Here is an 18,884-nt window from a genome sequence, read left to right on the forward strand (position 1 = left end):
GATGAAAACGACATCTGAAATTGAAGAATTAGTAGCAACTGAAACAAAGAGAAGATTGGAAGAAATGGAGTCACCAAACTACGAGTTTGTTCAACCCTTCCTAAAAAGTGATTTCATTTTAATCATCTCCATAGTCCTAATCAACCTTGTTTTGATTATCTTAGCAATGACGGGAGGAATTCAATAACATGTCTAAAATGAATGACTATATCCAACAAGAAACCATAACCGGAATTGTTCCCATGACCAATAAGGATCGTCAGTATTCTTTTTGGGATCTCTTTCTATCGACAAGTGGTTTTGCCATTGCTACTTGGTGTTATACCCAAGGGGCTTATGTAGCTCAATATTTGACCTTTAATCAAATGTTGATAAATATTTTTAGCTTTAACATTATCTGGGTCTTTATTGAATGTCTTCCTATTTTATTTGCGGTTAAGTATGGAATTGATTTGTGGATTTGGTTGAGAGCTGTTCTGGGAAAAAGAGGTGTAGCTCTGTTATCAACCATTATTAGCTTGGCTAACTTTGGATGGTATGCTGTTGCGGCCAATCTTTTTGCCAGTTCCATGATCCATTTGGCAAACAATTTTGGTATTGGTTTGGACAAGGGAGTATGGGCACCTATTCTTGGTACCCTCTGTGTTCTTCTTGGGACTCTCATTGCTCTTGGAGGTCCAGAAGTGATTAAATGGACCAATCGCTTCTTGGTTATTGCCTTGTTGATTGTCGGTCTGATTATCGTTGGAATCTGCTTTGTCGCTGTTCCTATAACTGATATTATGAATATCCAACCTGCCACTCAAGGAGATTTGACGCCATTAGAACGCTTCATGCTCTCTGGAGAAGGAAATGTTGCCTTTGCCTTTTCTTGGTCTACACAGGCATTGGTTTTACCGCGTTTAGCAAAATCAGAACGTAGTGGTTATTGGGCTACAGCCTTATCATACGGAGTTGTGGCTCCATTCTTCGTTGCGACAGGTGGAGTGATGGCACTAGCCATGTTTGTCAAGACAGGTGTTTATGAAAGTGATCCAACAACCATGCTATCAACTCTAAGCACCCCAGCCTTTGCACTCTTAAGTTTACTGCTAGTAGCCTTTGCCAATATTGGAACCCAGGGGACAGGATCGTATGTAAACTGTATGATTGTCAAAAGTGGGATGCCCAAAGTAAGCTATAAACTAATGGTTTGGATTGCCATGGTTTACGTGAGTCTACTCACTATCTGGGGAGGAGTAGAAGAGTATTTCGGATCCTTTATCTCCCTAGCCGCCTATATTCAAGGGCCAATTATTGGTATGATTGTTGTCGACTATTTTATCTTAAGAAAACGAAAACTCGACTTGCGTTCAGCCTATTTCCTTGAAGGACATGATGCCTACGAATTTACTAAAGGATTTAACTTAGTTGGCTTGTCTTGCGTATTTATCTCCTTATTGGTAGCGGTACTATTTGTTTACAACCCTGTAACTGCACAAATTCAAAGTCCAATCTTTTTAATCACAACGGGTAGTGGTTTTACTGCGCTATTCGGTGGTCTACTATACTGGCTAGCTAGTCTTAGCCCATTGAAACGTTATATGATAAAAGATCGAGACACTATTACGATTTAAGAAGAGAGGGGACTTAGGTTCCCTTTTAATTTATACTGGCATTTTATACAAACTACTCAGATTATTCAAAATCTTGAAAAAGAGATGAAAGCGTTTGATAGATTTTCTAAGAAAGTGTATAATAAAAGTAGCAATATAGAAGGAGAAGTCTCATGGCAGTTAAAGATTTCATGACCCGTAAGGTAGTTTATATCAGTCCAGATACGACTGTAGCACACGCAGCAGATTTGATGCGCGAGCAAGGTTTGCACCGTTTACCTGTTATCGAAAACGATCAATTAGTCGGATTGGTAACAGAAGGAACCATTGCGGAAGCAAGCCCATCTAAAGCAACCAGTCTCTCTATCTATGAGATGAATTATCTTCTGAATAAAACCAAAGTAAAAGATGTAATGATTCGAGATGTCGTGACGGTTTCTGGCTATGCTAGTCTAGAAGATGCGACCTACCTGATGCTAAAAAATAAAATTGGGATATTACCAGTCGTAGACAATCATCAGGTCTACGGCGTAATTACAGATCGCGATGTTTTTCAGGCTTTCTTGGAAATCGCTGGGTACGGAGAAGAGGGGATTCGTGTTCGTTTCATTACAGAAAATGAAGTCGGAGTACTGGGGAAAATTGTAGCTTTAATTGTAGAAGAGGATTTAAATATTTCCCATACTGTTAACATTCCACGTAAGGATGGCAAGGTCGTCATCGAAGTTCAAATTGATGGAAAAATCGATTTGACTTCATTAAAGGATAAGTTTGAAAAAGAAGGAATTCAAGTGGAGGAAATCACTCATACCTCTGCCAAAGTCCTTTAAACAAGAGGCTTTAGAGCCTCTTTTCTTCTGCCATCAAAAGCGGTGAAAAGCAAAATATGGAAAGAAATGAGAGATTATGGTATAATAAAACGATATGAAAAGGAGTATCTATGGACATTTCAGAAATTCGTCAAAAAATTGACGCAAATCGTGAAAAATTATCTTCTTTTAGGGGGTCTCTTTGACCTCGAAGGCTTAGAGGAAGAGATTGCCATCTTGGAAAACAAGATGACAGAACCTGATTTTTGGAACGATAATATCGCGGCCCAAAAAACGTCGCAAGAATTAAATGAATTAAAAAACACCTACAACACATTCCGTAAAATGGAAGAGTTGCAGGATGAAGTTGAGATTTTATTGGACTTTTTAGCAGAAGACGAGTCAGTCCATGATGAACTGGTAGAGCAGTTGACAGAACTGGATAAGATGATGACCAGTTACGAGATGACGCTTCTCTTGTCAGAACCTTATGACCATAATAATGCAATCTTGGAAATCCATCCAGGATCCGGTGGTACTGAGGCTCAGGACTGGGGGGATATGTTGCTTCGTATGTACACTCGTTATGGAAATGCCAAAGGCTTTAAAGTAGAAGTCTTGGATTACCAGGCTGGTGATGAAGCAGGTATCAAGTCTGTGACCTTGTCTTTTGAAGGACCCAATGCATACGGCCTACTTAAATCAGAAATGGGTGTTCACCGTTTGGTCCGTATTTCGCCATTTGACTCTGCCAAACGTCGCCATACTTCATTTACATCCGTAGAGGTTATGCCTGAGTTGGATGATACCATCGAAGTGGAGATTCGTGAAGATGATATCAAAATGGATACCTTCCGTTCAGGTGGTGCTGGTGGACAAAACGTCAATAAGGTTTCAACAGGTGTGCGTTTGACACACATTCCTACGGGAACTGTCGTCCAATCAACGGTCGATCGTACCCAGTATGGAAATAGAGATCGTGCCATGAAGATGTTGCAGGCTAAGCTCTATCAAATGGAGCAAGAAAAGAAAGCTGCGGAAGTCGATTCCCTTAAAGGTGAGAAAAAAGAAATCACTTGGGGAAGCCAAATCCGTTCATATGTTTTCACGCCTTATACTATGGTAAAAGATCACCGTACAAGCTTTGAAGTTGCTCAGGTAGATAAGGTGATGGATGGAGACCTTGAAGGTTTTATCGATGCCTACCTCAAGTGGCGAATCAGCTAAGATAGAAAGGAACTCATATGTCAATTATTGAAATGAGAGATGTTGTCAAAAAGTATGACAATGGAACGACTGCCCTGCGTGGTGTATCTGTTACCATTGAACCAGGAGAATTTGCCTATATCGTAGGACCTTCTGGGGCAGGTAAGTCAACCTTTATTCGAGCTTTATACCGAGAAGTAAAGATCGAAAAAGGAAGCCTATCAGTTGCAGGCTTTAATTTAGTTAAAATTAAGAAGAAAGATGTCCCACTTCTACGTCGTAGTGTTGGGGTAGTCTTCCAGGATTATAAACTTTTACCTAAGAAGACCGTTTATGAGAATATTGCCTACGCAATGGAAGTAATCGGTGAGAGCCGTCGCAACATCAAAAAACGTGTTATGGAAGTATTGGACCTGGTTGGTTTGAAACATAAGGTTCGCTCTTTCCCTAATGAACTCTCAGGTGGAGAGCAGCAACGGATTGCGATTGCTCGTGCGATTGTCAACAATCCTAAAGTATTGATTGCCGATGAGCCAACAGGAAACTTGGACCCAGATAATTCATGGGAAATTATGAATCTGTTGGAACGCATCAATCTCCAAGGTACTACTGTTTTGATGGCGACTCACAATAGCCAGATTGTAAATACCTTGCGCCACCGTGTCATTGCCATTGAAAATGGCCGTGTCGTTCGTGACGAAGCTAAAGGAGAATATGGATACGATGATTAGTAGATTTTTTCGCCATTTATTTGAATCATTAAAAAGTTTAAAACGAAATGGCTGGATGACAGTAGCAGCAGTAAGTTCGGTTATGATTACCTTAACACTCGTTGCCCTGTTTGCATCTGTAATTTTTAATACAGCAAAACTGGCTACCGATATTGAAAACAACGTTCGGGTCATGGTATACATTCGTAAGGATGTAGCTGATAACAGTGAAACGATTGAAAAAGAAGGTCAGACAGTTACCAATAATGACTACCACAAGGTCTATGATGCCTTGAAAGCTATACCTGCTGTTAAAAGTGTTACCTTCTCAAGTAAAGAAGAACAGTACGAAAAACTAACGGAAACAATGGGTGACGATTGGAAGGTCTTTGAAGGGGATGCAAACCCTCTCTATGATGCTTATATCGTTGACACAAATTCTCCGAGTGATGTTAAAACAGTAGCTGAGGAAGCTAAGAAAATTGAGGGAGTATCAGAGGTTCAAGATGGTGGAGCCAACACTCAACGACTTTTTGAACTGGCTTCCTTTATCCGTGTTTGGGGATTGGTTATTGCAGGGCTCTTGATTTTTATCGCAGTCTTCCTCATTTCCAATACCATCCGTATCACCATTATTTCACGTAGTCGTGAGATTCAGATCATGCGTCTGGTAGGAGCGAGAAATGGCTACATCCGTGGTCCATTCTTGCTAGAAGGTGCTTTTATTGGCTTGCTTGGTGCAGCGATTCCTTCTGTCCTTGTTTTCTTTGTTTACAATATGGTTTATCAATCGGTCAATAAATCCTTGGTAGGTCAAAACTTGTCAATGATTACACCAGATGTGTTTATTCCTCTGATGACAGTCCTATTATTTATAATCGGAATTTTCATTGGTTCAATTGGTTCGGGGATTTCGATGCGTCGATTCTTGAAGATCTAGTTGGATTTAAATGCAAATTGCAGTACAAATCAGAAAAATAATACATATTTAAAAGAGAAGTTTTTGTAAACTTCTCTTTTTCCTTTCTAAAAATTAAAAAAATAGACAATTTTTTTATAAAAGCCTTTACAAAAAAAATAAAAGTGGTATAATTAATACATAACCAAATGCAAACGTTTTCGTAAAACGTTTGCCTAAATAAAATAAAGGAGATTTGAATGATGAAAGCTACATTCAAAAATGTCTTGTCTTTCGAATTTTGGCAAAAATTCGGTAAGGCTTTAATGGTGGTTATCGCCGTTATGCCAGCGGCGGGATTGATGATCTCAATCGGTAAATCAATCGTGATGATCGACCCAAACCTTGCTCCTCTAGTGATTACAGGTGGAATCCTTGAGCAAATTGGTTGGGGGGTTATCGGTAACCTTCATATCTTGTTTGCCCTTGCTATTGGGGGAAGCTGGGCAAAAGAACGTGCAGGTGGTGCATTTGCAGCCGGACTTGCCTTTATCTTGATTAACCGTATCACAGGTACTATCTTCGGTGTTACAGGTGATATGTTGAAAAACCCTGAAGCAATGGTTACTACTTTCTTTGGTGGTTCAATCAAGGTTGCTGACTACTTTATCAGCGTTCTTGAGGCACCAGCGCTTAACATGGGGGTTTTCGTAGGGATTATCTCTGGTTTTGTTGGGGCAACAGCTTATAACAAATACTACAACTTCCGTAAACTTCCTGATGCCCTTTCATTCTTCAATGGTAAACGTTTCGTACCATTCGTCGTTATTCTTCGTTCAACTATTGCTGCAATTGTACTTGCTGCCTTTTGGCCAGTAGTTCAAACAGGTATCAACAACTTTGGTATTTGGATTGCCAACTCACAAGAAACTGCTCCAGTTCTTGCACCATTCTTGTATGGTACTTTGGAACGTTTGCTCTTGCCATTCGGTCTTCACCACATGTTGACTATCCCAATGAACTATACAGCTCTTGGTGGAACATACGAAGTGTTAACTGGTGCTGCAAAAGGAACACAAGTATTTGGTCAAGATCCACTTTGGCTTGCATGGGTAACTGACCTTGTTAACCTTAAAGGTTCAAATGCTGACCAATACCAACACCTTCTTACAACAGTCACTCCAGCTCGTTTCAAAGTTGGACAAATGATCGGTTCATTTGGTATCTTGATGGGTGTCATCGTTGCTATCTACCGCAATGTTGATGCTGACAAGAAACACCAATACAAGGGTATGATGATTGCGACAGCCCTTGCAACATTCTTGACAGGGGTTACTGAACCTATCGAGTATATGTTCATGTTCATCGCAACACCGCTTTACCTTGTTTATTCAGTAGTTCAAGGTGCTGCCTTTGCTATGGCAGATATTGTTCACCTTCGTGTCCACTCATTCGGTTCAATTGAATTCTTGACTCGTACACCATTGGCAATTAATGCTGGTATTGGTATGGATATCGTTAACTTTATCTGGGTAACTGTTCTCTTTGCGGTTATCATGTACTTCATTGCCAACTTCATGATCAAGAAATTCAACTACGCAACTCCAGGACGTAACGGAAACTACGAAACAGCTGAAGGAACATCAGAAGAAGCAGCTCCTGGAACTCCAAAAGTTGCAGCAGCTTCTCAAGCCGTAAACATCATTAACCTTCTTGGTGGTCGTGCAAATATCGTAGATGTGGATGCATGTATGACTCGTCTTCGTGTAACTGTTAAAGACGCAGATCGCGTTGGTACTGAGGAACAATGGAAAGCAGAAGGAGCTATGGGTCTTGTCATGAAAGGACAAGGTGTCCAAGCTATCTACGGACCAAAAGCTGACGTATTGAAATCTGATATCCAAGATATCCTTGACTCAGGTGAAGTAATTCCTGAAACTCTTCCAAGCCAAATGACAGAAACTCAACAAAATACTGTACACTACAAAGGTGTAACTGAAGAAGTTTACTCAGTAGCTGACGGTCAAGTTGTTGCTTTAGAACAAGTGGAAGATCCAGTTTTTGCTCAAAAAATGATGGGTGATGGATTTGCAGTAGAGCCAGCAAATGGTAACATTGTATCTCCAGTTACTGGTACTGTATCAAGTATCTTCCCAACAAAACACGCTCTTGGTCTTGTCACTGACTCAGGTCTTGAAGTGCTTGTTCATATTGGTTTGGATACAGTAAGTCTTGAAGGAAAACCATTTACTGTTCATGTCTCTGAAGGACAAAAAGTGGCCGCTGGTGACCTTCTTGTCACAGCTGACTTGGATGCTATTCGAGAAGCAGGACGCAAAACATCAACAGTGGTTGTCTTCACAAATGGTGATGTCCTCAAATCAGTTAAATTAGAACAAACAGGTTCTCTTGCAGCTAAAACAGCAGTTGCTAAAGTAGAATTGTAATATACTTGGGGTTGGAAGCTGTTTTCCAACCTCTTGTTTTAGGAGAAAAGCATGAAATTTCTAACACTCAATACCCACAGTTGGATGGAGAAGGAAGCAGAGGAAAAATTCCAAATCTTATTCCAAGACATTCTTGATAAGGATTATGATTTGATTTGTTTCCAAGAAATCAATCAAGAAATGACTTCGCCTGAGGTAGAGGTTAACAATCACTATCAAGCTTTACCATCAGCAGAACCCATTCATCAGGACCACTATGTCCGACTTCTGGTTGAAAAATTGTCTGAGAAAGGGAAAAACTACTACTGGACTTGGGCTTACAATCATATTGGCTATGACCGCTACCATGAAGGCGTAGCCATCTTATCCAAAACACCTATTAAGGCGCGTGAGATTTTAGTATCAGATGTAGATGATCCAACGGACTACCATACTCGTCGCGTTGCCTTGGCTGAGACAGAGGTTGAAGGTAAGGAACTTGCTCTTGCAAGCGTTCATCTCTCTTGGTGGGATAAAGGTTTCCAAGAAGAATGGGCACGATTTGAGGCTGTACTAAAAGAGTTGAAGAAACCTCTAATTTTAGCGGGTGATTTTAATAATCCAGCTGGTCAGGAAGGCTATCAAGCGATTTTAGCTAGCCCATTAGGATTACAAGACGCGTTTGAAGTTGCGAAAGAAAGAAGTGGTAGCTATACCGTTCCACCAGAAATTGATGGTTGGAAAGGCAATACCGAGCCATTACGAATCGACTACGTCTTTACGACCAAAGAGTTAGAAGTAGAGAGTTTGCAAGTAGTTTTTGATGGACGAAATAGTCCACAAGTCAGTGATCATTATGGTTTGAATGCTGTATTGACCTGGAAATAATGAAAGAGGTTGGAATCAGAGGTTCCAACCTTTTAAGCTACTTGAATCTTTACTACAGGATTGAGACTCAAATGGGGCTACTGCAATAGGACAAAATATGGTATAATTGAAAGGATAGAATCGAGGATAGTATGTCATTTAAGAAATTTCAATTTAAAAATTATATAGTAGAGGCCTTGGAGGAGTTGAAGTTTACGACTCCTACCGAAGTTCAGGAAAAGTTGATTCCTATTGTCTTGGCAGGTCGTGACTTGGTGGGCGAGTCAAAAACAGGTTCAGGAAAGACTCATACTTTCTTATTACCCATTTTCCAGCAATTAGATGAAACTAGCGATAGTGTGCAAGCGGTCATTACTGCACCAAGTCGTGAGTTGGCTACTCAGATCTACCAAGCAGCCCGTCAGATTGCAGCTCACTCAGATGTCGAAGTTCGTGTGGTTAATTATGTGGGTGGTACGGATAAGGCGCGTCAGATTGAAAAACTTGCCAGCAACCAACCACATATTGTTATCGGAACGCCAGGTCGCATCTATGACTTGGTCAAATCTGGTGATTTGGCTATTCACAAGGCCAAGACCTTTGTAATTGATGAAGCCGATATGACCTTGGATATGGGATTCTTGGAAACCGTTGATAAGATCGCAGGGAGCCTTCCAAAAGACTTGCAATTCATGGTCTTTTCAGCGACGATTCCTCAAAAATTGCAACCATTCTTGAAGAAATACTTGTCAAATCCTGTCATGGAGAAAATTAAGACCAAAACAGTCATCTCAGATACCATTGATAACTGGTTGATTTCGACCAAGGGCCGTGACAAGAACGCTCAAATTTATCAGTTGACTCAGTTGATGCAGCCTTATTTAGCAATGATTTTTGTTAATACAAAAACGCGTGCTGATGAGTTACATGCCTACTTGACTGCTCAAGGCTTGAAGGTAGCTAAGATTCATGGAGATATTGCTCCTCGTGAACGCAAACGGATCATGAATCAAGTGAAAAATCTGGATTTTGAGTACATTGTTGCAACAGACTTGGCAGCGCGTGGAATTGACATTGAAGGGGTCAGCCATGTTATCAATGATGCCATTCCGCAAGACTTGTCCTTCTTTGTTCACCGTGTTGGACGAACTGGGCGCAACGGACTGCCTGGTACAGCGATTACCCTTTACCAGCCTAGTGATGACTCGGATATCCGTGAGTTGGAGAAATTAGGAATCAAGTTTATTCCTAAGATGGTCAAAGACGGAGAGTTTCAAGATACCTATGACCGTGATCGTCGTGCTAATCGTGAAAAGAAGCAGGATAAGCTTGATATTGAAATGATTGGCTTGGTTAAAAAGAAAAAGAAAAAAGTCAAACCTGGCTATAAGAAGAAGATTCAATGGGCGGTGGATGAAAAACGCCGCAAAACCAAGCGTGCTGAAAATCGCGCACGTGGCCGTGCAGAGCGTAAAGCTAAACGCCAAACATTTTAAAAACTCAGTAGAATCAGGTGATTCTACTGAGTTTTTATTTCCGGAAATATTCAAAGGAGATAATAATTATATATTTTAAATAATTTGATTTATAAAACAGTAATTGCTTTAAAACCTTTTTTAGAGCAATATTTTATTGAAATCATAAGGAAAAAAATTGAAAACTATACAAAATTGTGTTATCATACTATAAAACAATCGGATTATATCATTTGATCCGTGAAAAGAAAAGGGGACTTCTATGGATAAATCATTTATGAAACAACAACGTTTTTCATTCCGTAAAATGAAAGTTGGGTTGGCTTCTGTAGCAATTTTGTTTGCTTTTGCTCAGGTCGGACAAGTGTCTGCGGATGAAACAACACAACCGGCATCTACTTCAGCTGAAACAGTAAAGAAAACCGAAGCAAATAAATCGGCAGTCGAAGCTGCTGTAGCAGAAATTAAAGCTGATGAGGCGAAACCAGTCGTTAACCAATCAGATGCAAAACCTGGAGAACTTGTTGATGTTTCTAAGAAGGTTTCACCTATTGACGTGAAAGAACGCCAAGAAGGTGATCAAAAGATTCATGAAGAAACTGCAACAGTTGAAGTCACAAAGACAGAAGTGGCACCTGTAAAAAGTGAAGAACTTCCTGCTCCAAAGACTGAAACAACTGAGAGTACAGTGAGTGGGAAAGATGAAGATGGAAATTCTTATACCCAATATGAACGTGTTGATAAAACAACTACAGTCGAAATCAAGAAAGCGACAAGAACGATTTCAAAATCTAACTCTGCCGATATCGTTTTTGTTGTTGACCGTTCAGCATCTATGTCTCGAACTATTGACACTGTCCGTAACAATATCAATGAGTTTGCAAGAAATCTTGCTAAAGATGGAGTAGCAGCACGTTTTGGATTAGCTACCTTTAGTGATGAAGTATATGGACGTATAGGTGGATTAGCAGATGAGGGTACAATTTTAACAAAATTTAATGAATCTTATTTTACCTCTGACCCAGCTGAGCTTGAAAAAGCCTTAGCAGGCATTAAGCTTGCACATGGTGGAGACTTCCCTGAAACATCTACACCTACTCTTACACAAATTGTTTCAACCTACGACTGGTCTAAGTCACCTAAAAATAAAAAGTTTGTCGTATTGTTGACAGATGCTCCAATGAAGGAGGATCCTTCAATTCCAACGATGGCGAATACTCTTGCGTCTTTGAAAGCCGCAAAAATCGAAAGAATTGTTGCAACTTCGACAGGGACCGATATTAGCTATAAAGATTTTGTATCTGAAGGTCGATTAATGAATATTAATCGTAACTTGGCTGATTCTTTAACTAAGGATGCAACTACATGGATTGTTGAAACTGTGACTGAAGGACACAATTACAAGGTAACGAAAGATAATTACCAATTTTACCTAGAACGTCGTACAACACTACCTGTTGCTCAGACAGGAAGTGCGACTCCAACTACCACAGTTCCAGTAGCTACAGCTTATAAAAAAGAAGTGGCGAAACTCCCTGATACAGGAAGTAATGATACAGCGAACTATGGTATTGTAGGACTTGGCCTCCTAATGGCTGGACTTGGCTTAACTGTAAGCAATAGAAAGTCTAAGGAACAGTAAGCCTAACTGGAAGATTGTTTGTAAGAACATTGTGATAAAAAAATAGGTAGTTTGTAAACAAAGTATGCAGATTAGCATAGGTATAATCTTCTGTATTATGGAGTACAAGCCGAATTTTTATGATGAGAAAAGAGCCGTAAGGTTCTTTTTTCGATTTCGAGAAAATACTGCAAAAAAAAGTAAAAAGTGGTATAATGATAAGGTTATATAGTCCCGATAAGATGGTAGAATTTTCTATCAGTACTTTGTAACTCTATAACAATATTTTTTAAGGGGGGACATTTTTATGTCAGAACGTAAATTATTCACGTCTGAATCTGTATCTGAGGGGCATCCGGATAAGATTGCAGACCAAATTTCAGATGCGATTTTGGATGCTATTTTAGCTAAAGATCCTGAGGCGCACGTTGCTGCCGAGACAGCTGTATACACAGGTTCGGTCCATGTTTTTGGTGAAATTTCTACACATGCTTATGTAGATATTAACCGAGTGGTTCGTGATACCATTGCAGAGATTGGTTATACCAATACAGAGTATGGTTTTTCTGCAGAGACGGTGGGAGTTCATCCGTCACTTGTTGAGCAGTCACCAGATATCGCCCAAGGTGTTAACGAAGCCTTGGAGGTTCGTGGGAATGTAGATCAAGATCCGCTGGACTTGATTGGTGCTGGTGACCAAGGTCTTATGTTTGGGTTTGCAGTGGATGAGACAGAAGAACTCATGCCTTTACCAATCTCACTTAGTCACAAGTTGGTTCGTCGTTTGGCAGAACTTCGTAAGTCTGGTGAAATTAGCTATCTTCGTCCTGATGCCAAATCACAAGTAACAGTTGAGTATGATGAAAATGACCGTCCGGTACGTGTGGACACAGTCGTTATTTCAACTCAGCACGATCCAGAAGTTAGCAATGAACAAATTCACAATGATGTGATTAACAAGGTTATCAAAGAGGTGATCCCAGCTTCTTACTTGGATGAGCAAACCAAATTCTTCATCAATCCAACTGGTCGCTTTGTAATCGGTGGACCTCAAGGGGACTCAGGTTTGACTGGTCGTAAGATTATCGTGGATACCTATGGTGGCTACTCTCGTCATGGTGGTGGTGCCTTCTCTGGTAAGGATGCGACGAAAGTGGACCGTTCAGCCTCTTATGCAGCTCGCTACATTGCCAAGAACATCGTTGCAGCAGGTCTTGCTAAGAAGGCAGAAGTGCAATTGGCTTATGCTATCGGGGTGGCGCAACCTGTTTCTGTTCGTATCGATACTTTTGGTACAGGAACAGTAGCTGAAAGCAAGCTTGAAAAAGCAGCGCGTCAAATCTTTGACCTTCGCCCTGCGGGAATTATCCAAATGCTGGATCTCAAACGTCCAATTTACCGTCAAACAGCGGCTTATGGACACATGGGACGTACAGATATTGACCTTCCATGGGAACGTTTGGATAAGGTAGATGCATTAAAAGAAGCTGTGAAATAAAACTAAAAGATTGGTAGCTGTGCACTGCCAATCTTTTTTGCAAAAGAAAACCAGCTTTTGGCTGGTCTTCTTATTTTATAGGGATTGAAATCTCAATCAATTTATCTGAATAAAGCGTCTTGATATTGGCTTCATCAATGCTTCCTTTGTCGATTTTACGTTTTAAGAAGAAGTCTTGGATAGTTTCGATTTCAGGTTCACGAATAGCACGGTGTTTGTTGGAAATGAGGATTTCATAGTGAAGCGGGGCTTGCGTGAAAACTACATCTGTGTTTCCAGCAGAATAGACCTCGACAAGAGTTGCGTCTGTGCTTTCTAATTGGCTTTTAACAAGTTGCGAGTGTGAATTAGTCGTGTTGATAAGCTTCATAACAGTTCCTCCGATTTTCTAATTCTATTATAGCACTTTTTGGATAAAATCGTGTATTTTAGCCAATTCCATGCTGGATTTTCCAAGCTTCAATTCCCCATTTATGGCTACCACGTTTGAGTTTTTCAATTGCTTCATCAATAGGGAACCAAGCAATATGATTGAAATCTTCCAATGGTTTTTGTGCTTCTTTGAAAGAAATAGCTTCATAGAGATACGCTGGATTGTAGTAGTAGGTATCACGGTGGCGAGAGTAGAAATACTCATCAGCTTGTCCATAATAGGTTCCAATCTCAGCTGTAAAGCCAAGTTCTTCGATTAGTTCTCTCTTCAGTGCTTCTTGATGATCTTCGCCTGCTTCAATCTCTCCACCTGGCAAGAACCAAGCACCATTGGGAGCTTGAACTAAGACAATTTGTTTTTTCTCCGCATCCGGAATAACTGCGTACACACCATAGCGGGGCTGGTAGGTCACATTCTCTTTTTTATCACCATAAGTTGGGTTTGCCATTGCTTTTTCCTCATTCTCTAGTGTCTTTATTATTATCATAATGGACGAGGGGCAAGCTGTCAAGGTTTTACATTTATTTTAGTAAAAAAGGTGCAGAAAATGATAGACTTTCTGCACTTGTTATATAGATTTATTCTTCTATTTCAGAAGCAATCTCTTCTGTTTTCTCAGTTTTTTTGGCAGATTTGATTTGAATATTGCCATTGCTTGTCATAACTGCCTTGAGGTCTTTTTCACTTGGATTTTCAAGGTAGAAGTCTGTTATGGCATCCTCGATATGGTCTTGAATGGTACGGCGGAGTGGGCGTGCCCCCATTTTTGGATCATAACCTAAGTCAACCAACTTTTCCTTGACCTTGTCTGTCACATCGAGGTGGATATTGTTGCTAGAGAGGCGTTTATTGACATCCGCTAGCATGAGTTCGACGATTTGGAGAAGGTTGTCCTTGCTGAGAGGTTTAAATTCGATGATGCCGTCAAAACGGTTCATAAACTCTGGACTAAAGAAGTTACCGAGTTCACCGAGAACAGAGTTGGTACGTCCTTCACGAGCAGCTCCAAAACCAACGCTGGCTTCGGCCTTACCAGTACCCGCATTTGAGGTCATGATAATGATAGCATCCTTAAAGCTAACTGTGCGTCCTTGCCCATCAGTCAAACGACCATCGTCCAAGACTTGAAGGAACATGTGCATGACATCTGGGTGGGCTTTCTCGACCTCATCGAGAAGGATGAGTGAGTAAGGATTGCGACGAACTTTTTCCGTTAACTGACCAGCTTCATCATAGCCAACATAACCTGGAGGGGCACCGACTAATTTAGCCACACTGTGTTTTTCCATGTATTCACTCATATCAAAGCGAATCATGCTGTCAGCAGAGCCAAAGAGCTCAATGGCTAGTTGTTTAGAGAGTTCTGTCTTACCGACACCAGTTGGTCCGACAAAGAGGAAGCTTCCGATTGGCCGGTTAGGAGTTCCAAGTCCAACACGATTACGACGGATGGCTTTGGCAATCTTATCGACAGCTTCATCTTGACCTATAACATGGGCCTTGAGGTCGTCTGCTAGATGGATAAGCTGAGACTGTTCTTTTTCTTTGAGTTCTCCAACAGGGATATTGGTTTTCTGCTCAATGATATGTTCGATTGTTTTCTCGCTGATGATTGGAGTATCCTGATCGGTCACCTTGTTTTTCTGCATTTCCTTGTACTTGGCAATCTGATCGCGGAAATAAGCAGCCTTTTCAAAATCTTCCTCTCGTGTAGCTTGAGCCTTGAGATTTTCAGCCTCAATCAAGCGCTGATCAATCACTTTAGGATCAACAAAGTTCAGTGTCAGATTCATCTTAGAACCAGCTTCATCCAACAGGTCAATAGCCTTGTCTGGCAAGAAGCGGTCTTGGATATAGCGATTGGATAGATTTGCAGCAGCTTCTATAGCCGCATCAGTATACTTGACGTGATGGTAGTCTTCGTATTTCTTTTGAACCCCTTTGAGGATGATAATGGTTTCTTCAACAGTTGGTTCATCTACCTTGACGGGCTGCATACGACGCTCTAGGGCAGCATCTTTTTCAATGATGCGGTATTCATTGAGAGTAGTGGCTCCGACCATTTGCAATTCACCACGGGCAAGGGCTGGTTTGAGGATATTTCCTGCATCCATATTGCCATCGCCAGCAGATCCTGCACCAACAATTTCATGGATTTCATCGATAAAGAGGATGATGTCCTCACGTTTGCGGATTTCTTCCATGAGTTTTTGCATACGTTCTTCAAATTGGCCTCGAATCCCTGTTCCTTGGACTAGACTGACCACATCCAGACGGATGACCTGCTTGCCTTGAAGTTTATGGGGAACATCGCCATCGACAATCTTCTGAGCTAGACCTTCCACAACGGCTGTTTTACCAACACCCGGTTCTCCGATGAGGACAGGATTGTTCTTGGTTCGACGGTTGAGGATTTCGATAACGCGGATAATCTCCTCATCTCGACCGATAACAGGGTCAATATCTCCCCGACGAGCAATCTCAGTAATATTGATACCATATTCCTCTAGGAGTCCTTTTTCTTGGCTAGGAGGTGTTTGAAGCGGGCCTCGGTTTTGAGGTCCATAACCACCATTTCCTCCATATCCCCCACCAGATTGAGTTGGAGGGACGTTATTAGAAGAAGGTTTGAAATTGTTCAAATCATTGAAAAAGTCGCCGAAAGGATCAAAGTCATGATTATTTAAGTCAGTCATTCCTTTAAAGAGGGTATTATTTGGATCTGTTTTGATAATTTTATAGCAATTTTGACAGAGATCAATTTGCTTTTGCTGTCCATTGATATTGGTATACAGATGAATTGTTGAGTCGTTTATTTTACAGTTTTGACAGAGCATACATCTACCTCATTTCATTCTTATTCTTGGTCTAAGAAAAAGGTCAAGAATAGTCAAAGTTTTATACTCTCATTATAGCATGATTAAGGTGTAAAGCAAGTAAAAAGATTGGGAAGTGGTCGTTTTTAAAAGAGGGATTCATGGAGAATCCAGCGACATTGAAGGTAAGAAAAAATCCCATTTGTGGTGACAAAAAGGATTCTCATTTATCGGGCCTTACTGCCCGTTGTTTTTATATTAGTAAAGGAGTTCGTAGATCTCCATTGCAATCAAATCAATGCTATCAAAGGTATAAGTTTCACGAGCTTCTACATCGCGAAGGGTGAAGAGTGATCCATTTTCTTCGTCGTGGCTGTATGCAACTTCTGCGACAACAACACCTTCACGTTCAAAATTACGTTTTAGATTTCCACCATCTTTTGTCATTGCTTCTAGGCGGTTAATGATTCTAACCAAATGTGATTCCATTTTGATTCTCCTCCATTTCTTATCGTTTCTATTTTACCATAAACAAGAGGTAGTTGACTAGAAAAAAACTGTGATTTCTCTCTATTTCTCCATTCTATCAAGTTAATTGTTAAAATTAGGGAAAAAAGATTGAATTTTAATTCAATTCATGTTATAATCATACAATATAATACATAGAAAGTTGATTGAATATGAATTTTTCTTTTTTACCAAAGTATTTACCATATTTTAACTATGGTGCTCTGATTACCGTATTGATTTCTATCCTTGTTGTCTGCTTAGGGACCATTATAGGTGTGTTACTGGCCTTTGCCCAACGTTCACGCTTTAAACCGCTCGTTTGGTTTGCAAATGTGTATGTTTGGATCTTCCGTGGGACGCCGATGATGGTTCAAATAATGATTGCCTTTGCTCTTATGCATATCAATGCTCCGACTATCCAAGTGGGAATTTTAGGAGTTGATCTTTCTCGTTTGATTCCTGGTATTCTGATTATTTCTATGAATAGTGGAGCTTACGTTTCAGAAACTGTTCGTGCTGGGATCAATGCGGTTCCTAAAGGGCAGTTAGAGGCCGCATATTCTTTAGGTATTCGTCCGAAAAATGCCATGCGTTATGTCATTTTGCCACAAGCTATCAAAAATATTCTTCCAGCTCTGGGAAATGAATTTATCACCATTATCAAGGATAGTTCCCTCTTGTCTGCGATTGGGGTTATGGAGTTGTGGAATGGTGCAACGACAGTAGCAACAACAACTTATTTACCGCTGACTCCTCTTTTATTTGCAGCCTTTTACTATTTGATTATGACCTCTGTTTTGACAGTGGCGTTGAAAGCATTTGAAAAACATATTGGACAAGGAGACAAGAAATAATGACAGAAACCTTGATTAAAATTGAAGAACTACATAAGTCTTTTGGGAAAAATGAAGTTTTAAAAGGCATCAACCTTGAGATTAAACGTGGAGAAGTTGTGGTCATTATTGGTCCGTCAGGGAGCGGGAAATCAACTCTCCTTCGTTCGATGAATCTACTTGAAGAAGCAAGTAAAGGTAAGGTTATCTTTGAAGGAGTTGATATCACAGATAAGAAAAATGATCTTTTTGCTATGCGTGAAAAGATGGGCATGGTATTCCAACAATTCAACCTCTTTCCCAATATGACAGTGATGGAAAATATTACTTTGTCACCAATTAAAACCAAAGGTGAAAGCAAGGAAGTTGCGGAGAAAAGAGCACAGGAACTGTTAGAAAAAGTTGGCTTGCCAGATAAGGCGACGGCCTATCCTCAGAGTTTGTCAGGTGGTCAGCAACAACGGATTGCCATTGCACGTGGACTTGCTATGGAACCAGATGTTTTGCTCTTTGATGAGCCGACTTCAGCCCTAGACCCTGAGATGGTTGGAGAAGTTCTAGCTGTTATGCAAGACCTTGCCAAGTCAGGGATGACTATGGTGATTGTGACTCATGAAATGGGCTTTGCGCGTGAGGTAGCAGACCGTGTTATCTTTATGGCGGATGGAGTTGTTGTCGAAGATGGAACACCAGAGGAGATTTTCGATCAAACAAAAGAACAACGGACCAAGGAATTTTTGAGTAAGGTTTTGTAAGACCTCATTTTTAGAAGAAATGGAGTAGGCATCATGGCTTCCAGTAAAGAATATTTAGATTTTATTCTCGAACAGCTATCAGAGCTAGAGGAGATGAGTTATCGTCCAATGATGGGAGAGTATATCCTTTATTATCGTGGGAAGATTATTGGGGGAATCTATGATAATCGTTTGTTACTGAAGCCTGTGAAGCTGGTCATGGATCAACTGGGACAGACTAGGTTTGAACGTCCTTATGAAGGAGCTAAGGAGATGATTTTGATAGAAGACATTGAAGATAAATCATTTCTAATGAGATTAATCAAGGAGATGTATGAAGTCTTACCGGCTCCAAAAATCAAAAAGAAAGCATGACAGATTTACCTAGTATAAATAGGCATAAAAGCTCGATAAGGGCTTTTTCTTATAGTTTCAGACTATAAGGTCCATTAG

Annotated in this window: 18 protein-coding genes; 14 read left to right on the forward strand and 4 right to left on the reverse strand. The window is 40.4% G+C overall.

Annotated elements, in window-relative coordinates:
- Window position 1 precedes the first annotated feature (1 nt).
- The 11 genes from Q4443_RS02915 to metK all read left to right on the forward strand — a co-directional run bounded on the left by Q4443_RS02915 (window position 2) and on the right by metK (window position 13,105).
- Window positions 2–187 (forward strand): hypothetical protein, encoded by a 186-nt coding sequence (locus Q4443_RS02915; protein WP_000859104.1) that lies wholly within the window; start codon window positions 2–4, stop codon window positions 185–187.
- A 1-nt stretch (window position 188) separates the two neighbouring features.
- Window positions 189–1,616, forward strand: a complete 1,428-nt coding sequence (locus tag Q4443_RS02920) for a cytosine permease (protein WP_049518965.1) — start codon at window positions 189–191, stop codon at window positions 1,614–1,616.
- A 152-nt stretch (window positions 1,617–1,768) separates the two neighbouring features.
- The gene (locus tag Q4443_RS02925; protein WP_000268645.1) at window positions 1,769–2,425 is read left to right on the forward strand and encodes a CBS domain-containing protein; all 657 of its coding nucleotides are present in this window, start codon (window positions 1,769–1,771) and stop codon (window positions 2,423–2,425) included.
- A gap of 110 nt (window positions 2,426–2,535) precedes the next feature.
- Window positions 2,536–3,631 (forward strand): peptide chain release factor 2 gene (gene prfB / locus Q4443_RS02930; protein WP_239683582.1). Its coding sequence is split into 2 segments (ribosomal slippage): window positions 2,536–2,607 and window positions 2,609–3,631, totalling 1,095 coding nucleotides; the frame shifts between segments, so codons are not numbered across the junction.
- Window positions 3,632–3,648: 17 nt separating this feature from the next.
- Window positions 3,649–4,341 (forward strand): cell division ATP-binding protein FtsE, encoded by a 693-nt coding sequence (gene ftsE, locus Q4443_RS02935; RefSeq protein WP_000022272.1) that lies wholly within the window; start codon window positions 3,649–3,651, stop codon window positions 4,339–4,341.
- Window positions 4,334–5,260, forward strand: a complete 927-nt coding sequence (gene ftsX, locus Q4443_RS02940) for a permease-like cell division protein FtsX (RefSeq protein ID WP_000625554.1) — start codon at window positions 4,334–4,336, stop codon at window positions 5,258–5,260. The genes ftsE and ftsX overlap by 8 nt, the downstream gene beginning before the upstream one ends.
- 218 nt (window positions 5,261–5,478) lie before the next feature.
- A complete protein-coding gene (locus Q4443_RS02945) occupies window positions 5,479–7,665 on the forward strand; it encodes a PTS transporter subunit IIBC (RefSeq protein WP_080976194.1) in 2,187 nt (728 codons plus the stop codon).
- Window positions 7,666–7,716: 51 nt separating this feature from the next.
- Window positions 7,717–8,532 (forward strand): endonuclease/exonuclease/phosphatase family protein, encoded by an 816-nt coding sequence (locus Q4443_RS02950; protein WP_049518966.1) that lies wholly within the window; start codon window positions 7,717–7,719, stop codon window positions 8,530–8,532.
- 131 nt (window positions 8,533–8,663) lie between these two features.
- The gene (locus Q4443_RS02955) at window positions 8,664–10,007 is read left to right on the forward strand and encodes a DEAD/DEAH box helicase (RefSeq protein ID WP_049518967.1); all 1,344 of its coding nucleotides are present in this window, start codon (window positions 8,664–8,666) and stop codon (window positions 10,005–10,007) included.
- A gap of 241 nt (window positions 10,008–10,248) precedes the next feature.
- Window positions 10,249–11,628, forward strand: coding sequence for a VWA domain-containing protein (locus tag Q4443_RS02960; protein WP_000361432.1), 1,380 nt, complete (start codon window positions 10,249–10,251; stop codon window positions 11,626–11,628).
- Between the two features lie 286 nt (window positions 11,629–11,914).
- Window positions 11,915–13,105 carry a methionine adenosyltransferase gene (gene metK, locus Q4443_RS02965; RefSeq protein WP_049478868.1) on the forward strand — a complete coding sequence of 397 codons (1,191 nt, stop codon included), beginning with the start codon at window positions 11,915–11,917 and terminating at the stop codon, window positions 13,103–13,105.
- 70 nt (window positions 13,106–13,175) lie between these two features.
- On the opposite strand, the gene Q4443_RS02970 is transcribed toward metK, so the two are convergent.
- From Q4443_RS02970 to Q4443_RS02985, 4 genes are all read right to left on the reverse strand, one after another.
- Window positions 13,176–13,475, reverse strand: a complete 300-nt coding sequence (locus tag Q4443_RS02970; RefSeq protein ID WP_000767205.1) for a DUF1827 family protein — start codon at window positions 13,473–13,475, stop codon at window positions 13,176–13,178.
- A gap of 58 nt (window positions 13,476–13,533) precedes the next feature.
- Entirely contained in the window at window positions 13,534–13,986 is a 453-nt protein-coding gene (locus Q4443_RS02975; RefSeq protein WP_049478869.1) for an NUDIX hydrolase, read from the reverse strand.
- 130 nt (window positions 13,987–14,116) lie between these two features.
- Window positions 14,117–16,375 carry an ATP-dependent Clp protease ATP-binding subunit gene (locus tag Q4443_RS02980; protein ID WP_049478870.1) on the reverse strand — a complete coding sequence of 753 codons (2,259 nt, stop codon included), beginning with the start codon at window positions 16,373–16,375 and terminating at the stop codon, window positions 14,117–14,119.
- Window positions 16,376–16,612: 237 nt separating this feature from the next.
- Window positions 16,613–16,843: a DUF1797 family protein gene (locus tag Q4443_RS02985; protein WP_000443577.1), complete on the reverse strand. Its 231-nt coding sequence runs from the start codon at window positions 16,841–16,843 to the stop codon at window positions 16,613–16,615.
- Between the two features lie 191 nt (window positions 16,844–17,034).
- Between Q4443_RS02985 and Q4443_RS02990 the strand changes: the two genes are divergently transcribed.
- From Q4443_RS02990 to Q4443_RS03000, 3 genes are read left to right on the forward strand one after another with little or no spacing between them, the layout of a single operon-like run.
- Window positions 17,035–17,718: an amino acid ABC transporter permease gene (locus Q4443_RS02990; protein WP_001011622.1), complete on the forward strand. Its 684-nt coding sequence runs from the start codon at window positions 17,035–17,037 to the stop codon at window positions 17,716–17,718.
- Window positions 17,718–18,452 (forward strand): amino acid ABC transporter ATP-binding protein, encoded by a 735-nt coding sequence (locus Q4443_RS02995; RefSeq protein WP_000140925.1) that lies wholly within the window; start codon window positions 17,718–17,720, stop codon window positions 18,450–18,452. Before Q4443_RS02990 ends, Q4443_RS02995 begins: the two co-directional genes overlap by 1 nt.
- A 33-nt stretch (window positions 18,453–18,485) precedes the next feature.
- Window positions 18,486–18,806 carry a TfoX/Sxy family protein gene (locus tag Q4443_RS03000; RefSeq protein ID WP_049478871.1) on the forward strand — a complete coding sequence of 107 codons (321 nt, stop codon included), beginning with the start codon at window positions 18,486–18,488 and terminating at the stop codon, window positions 18,804–18,806.
- The last annotated feature ends 78 nt before the right edge of the window (window positions 18,807–18,884 follow it).

The organism is Streptococcus sp. GP0011, assembly GCF_030546305.1.
GTDB lineage: Bacteria > Bacillota > Bacilli > Lactobacillales > Streptococcaceae > Streptococcus.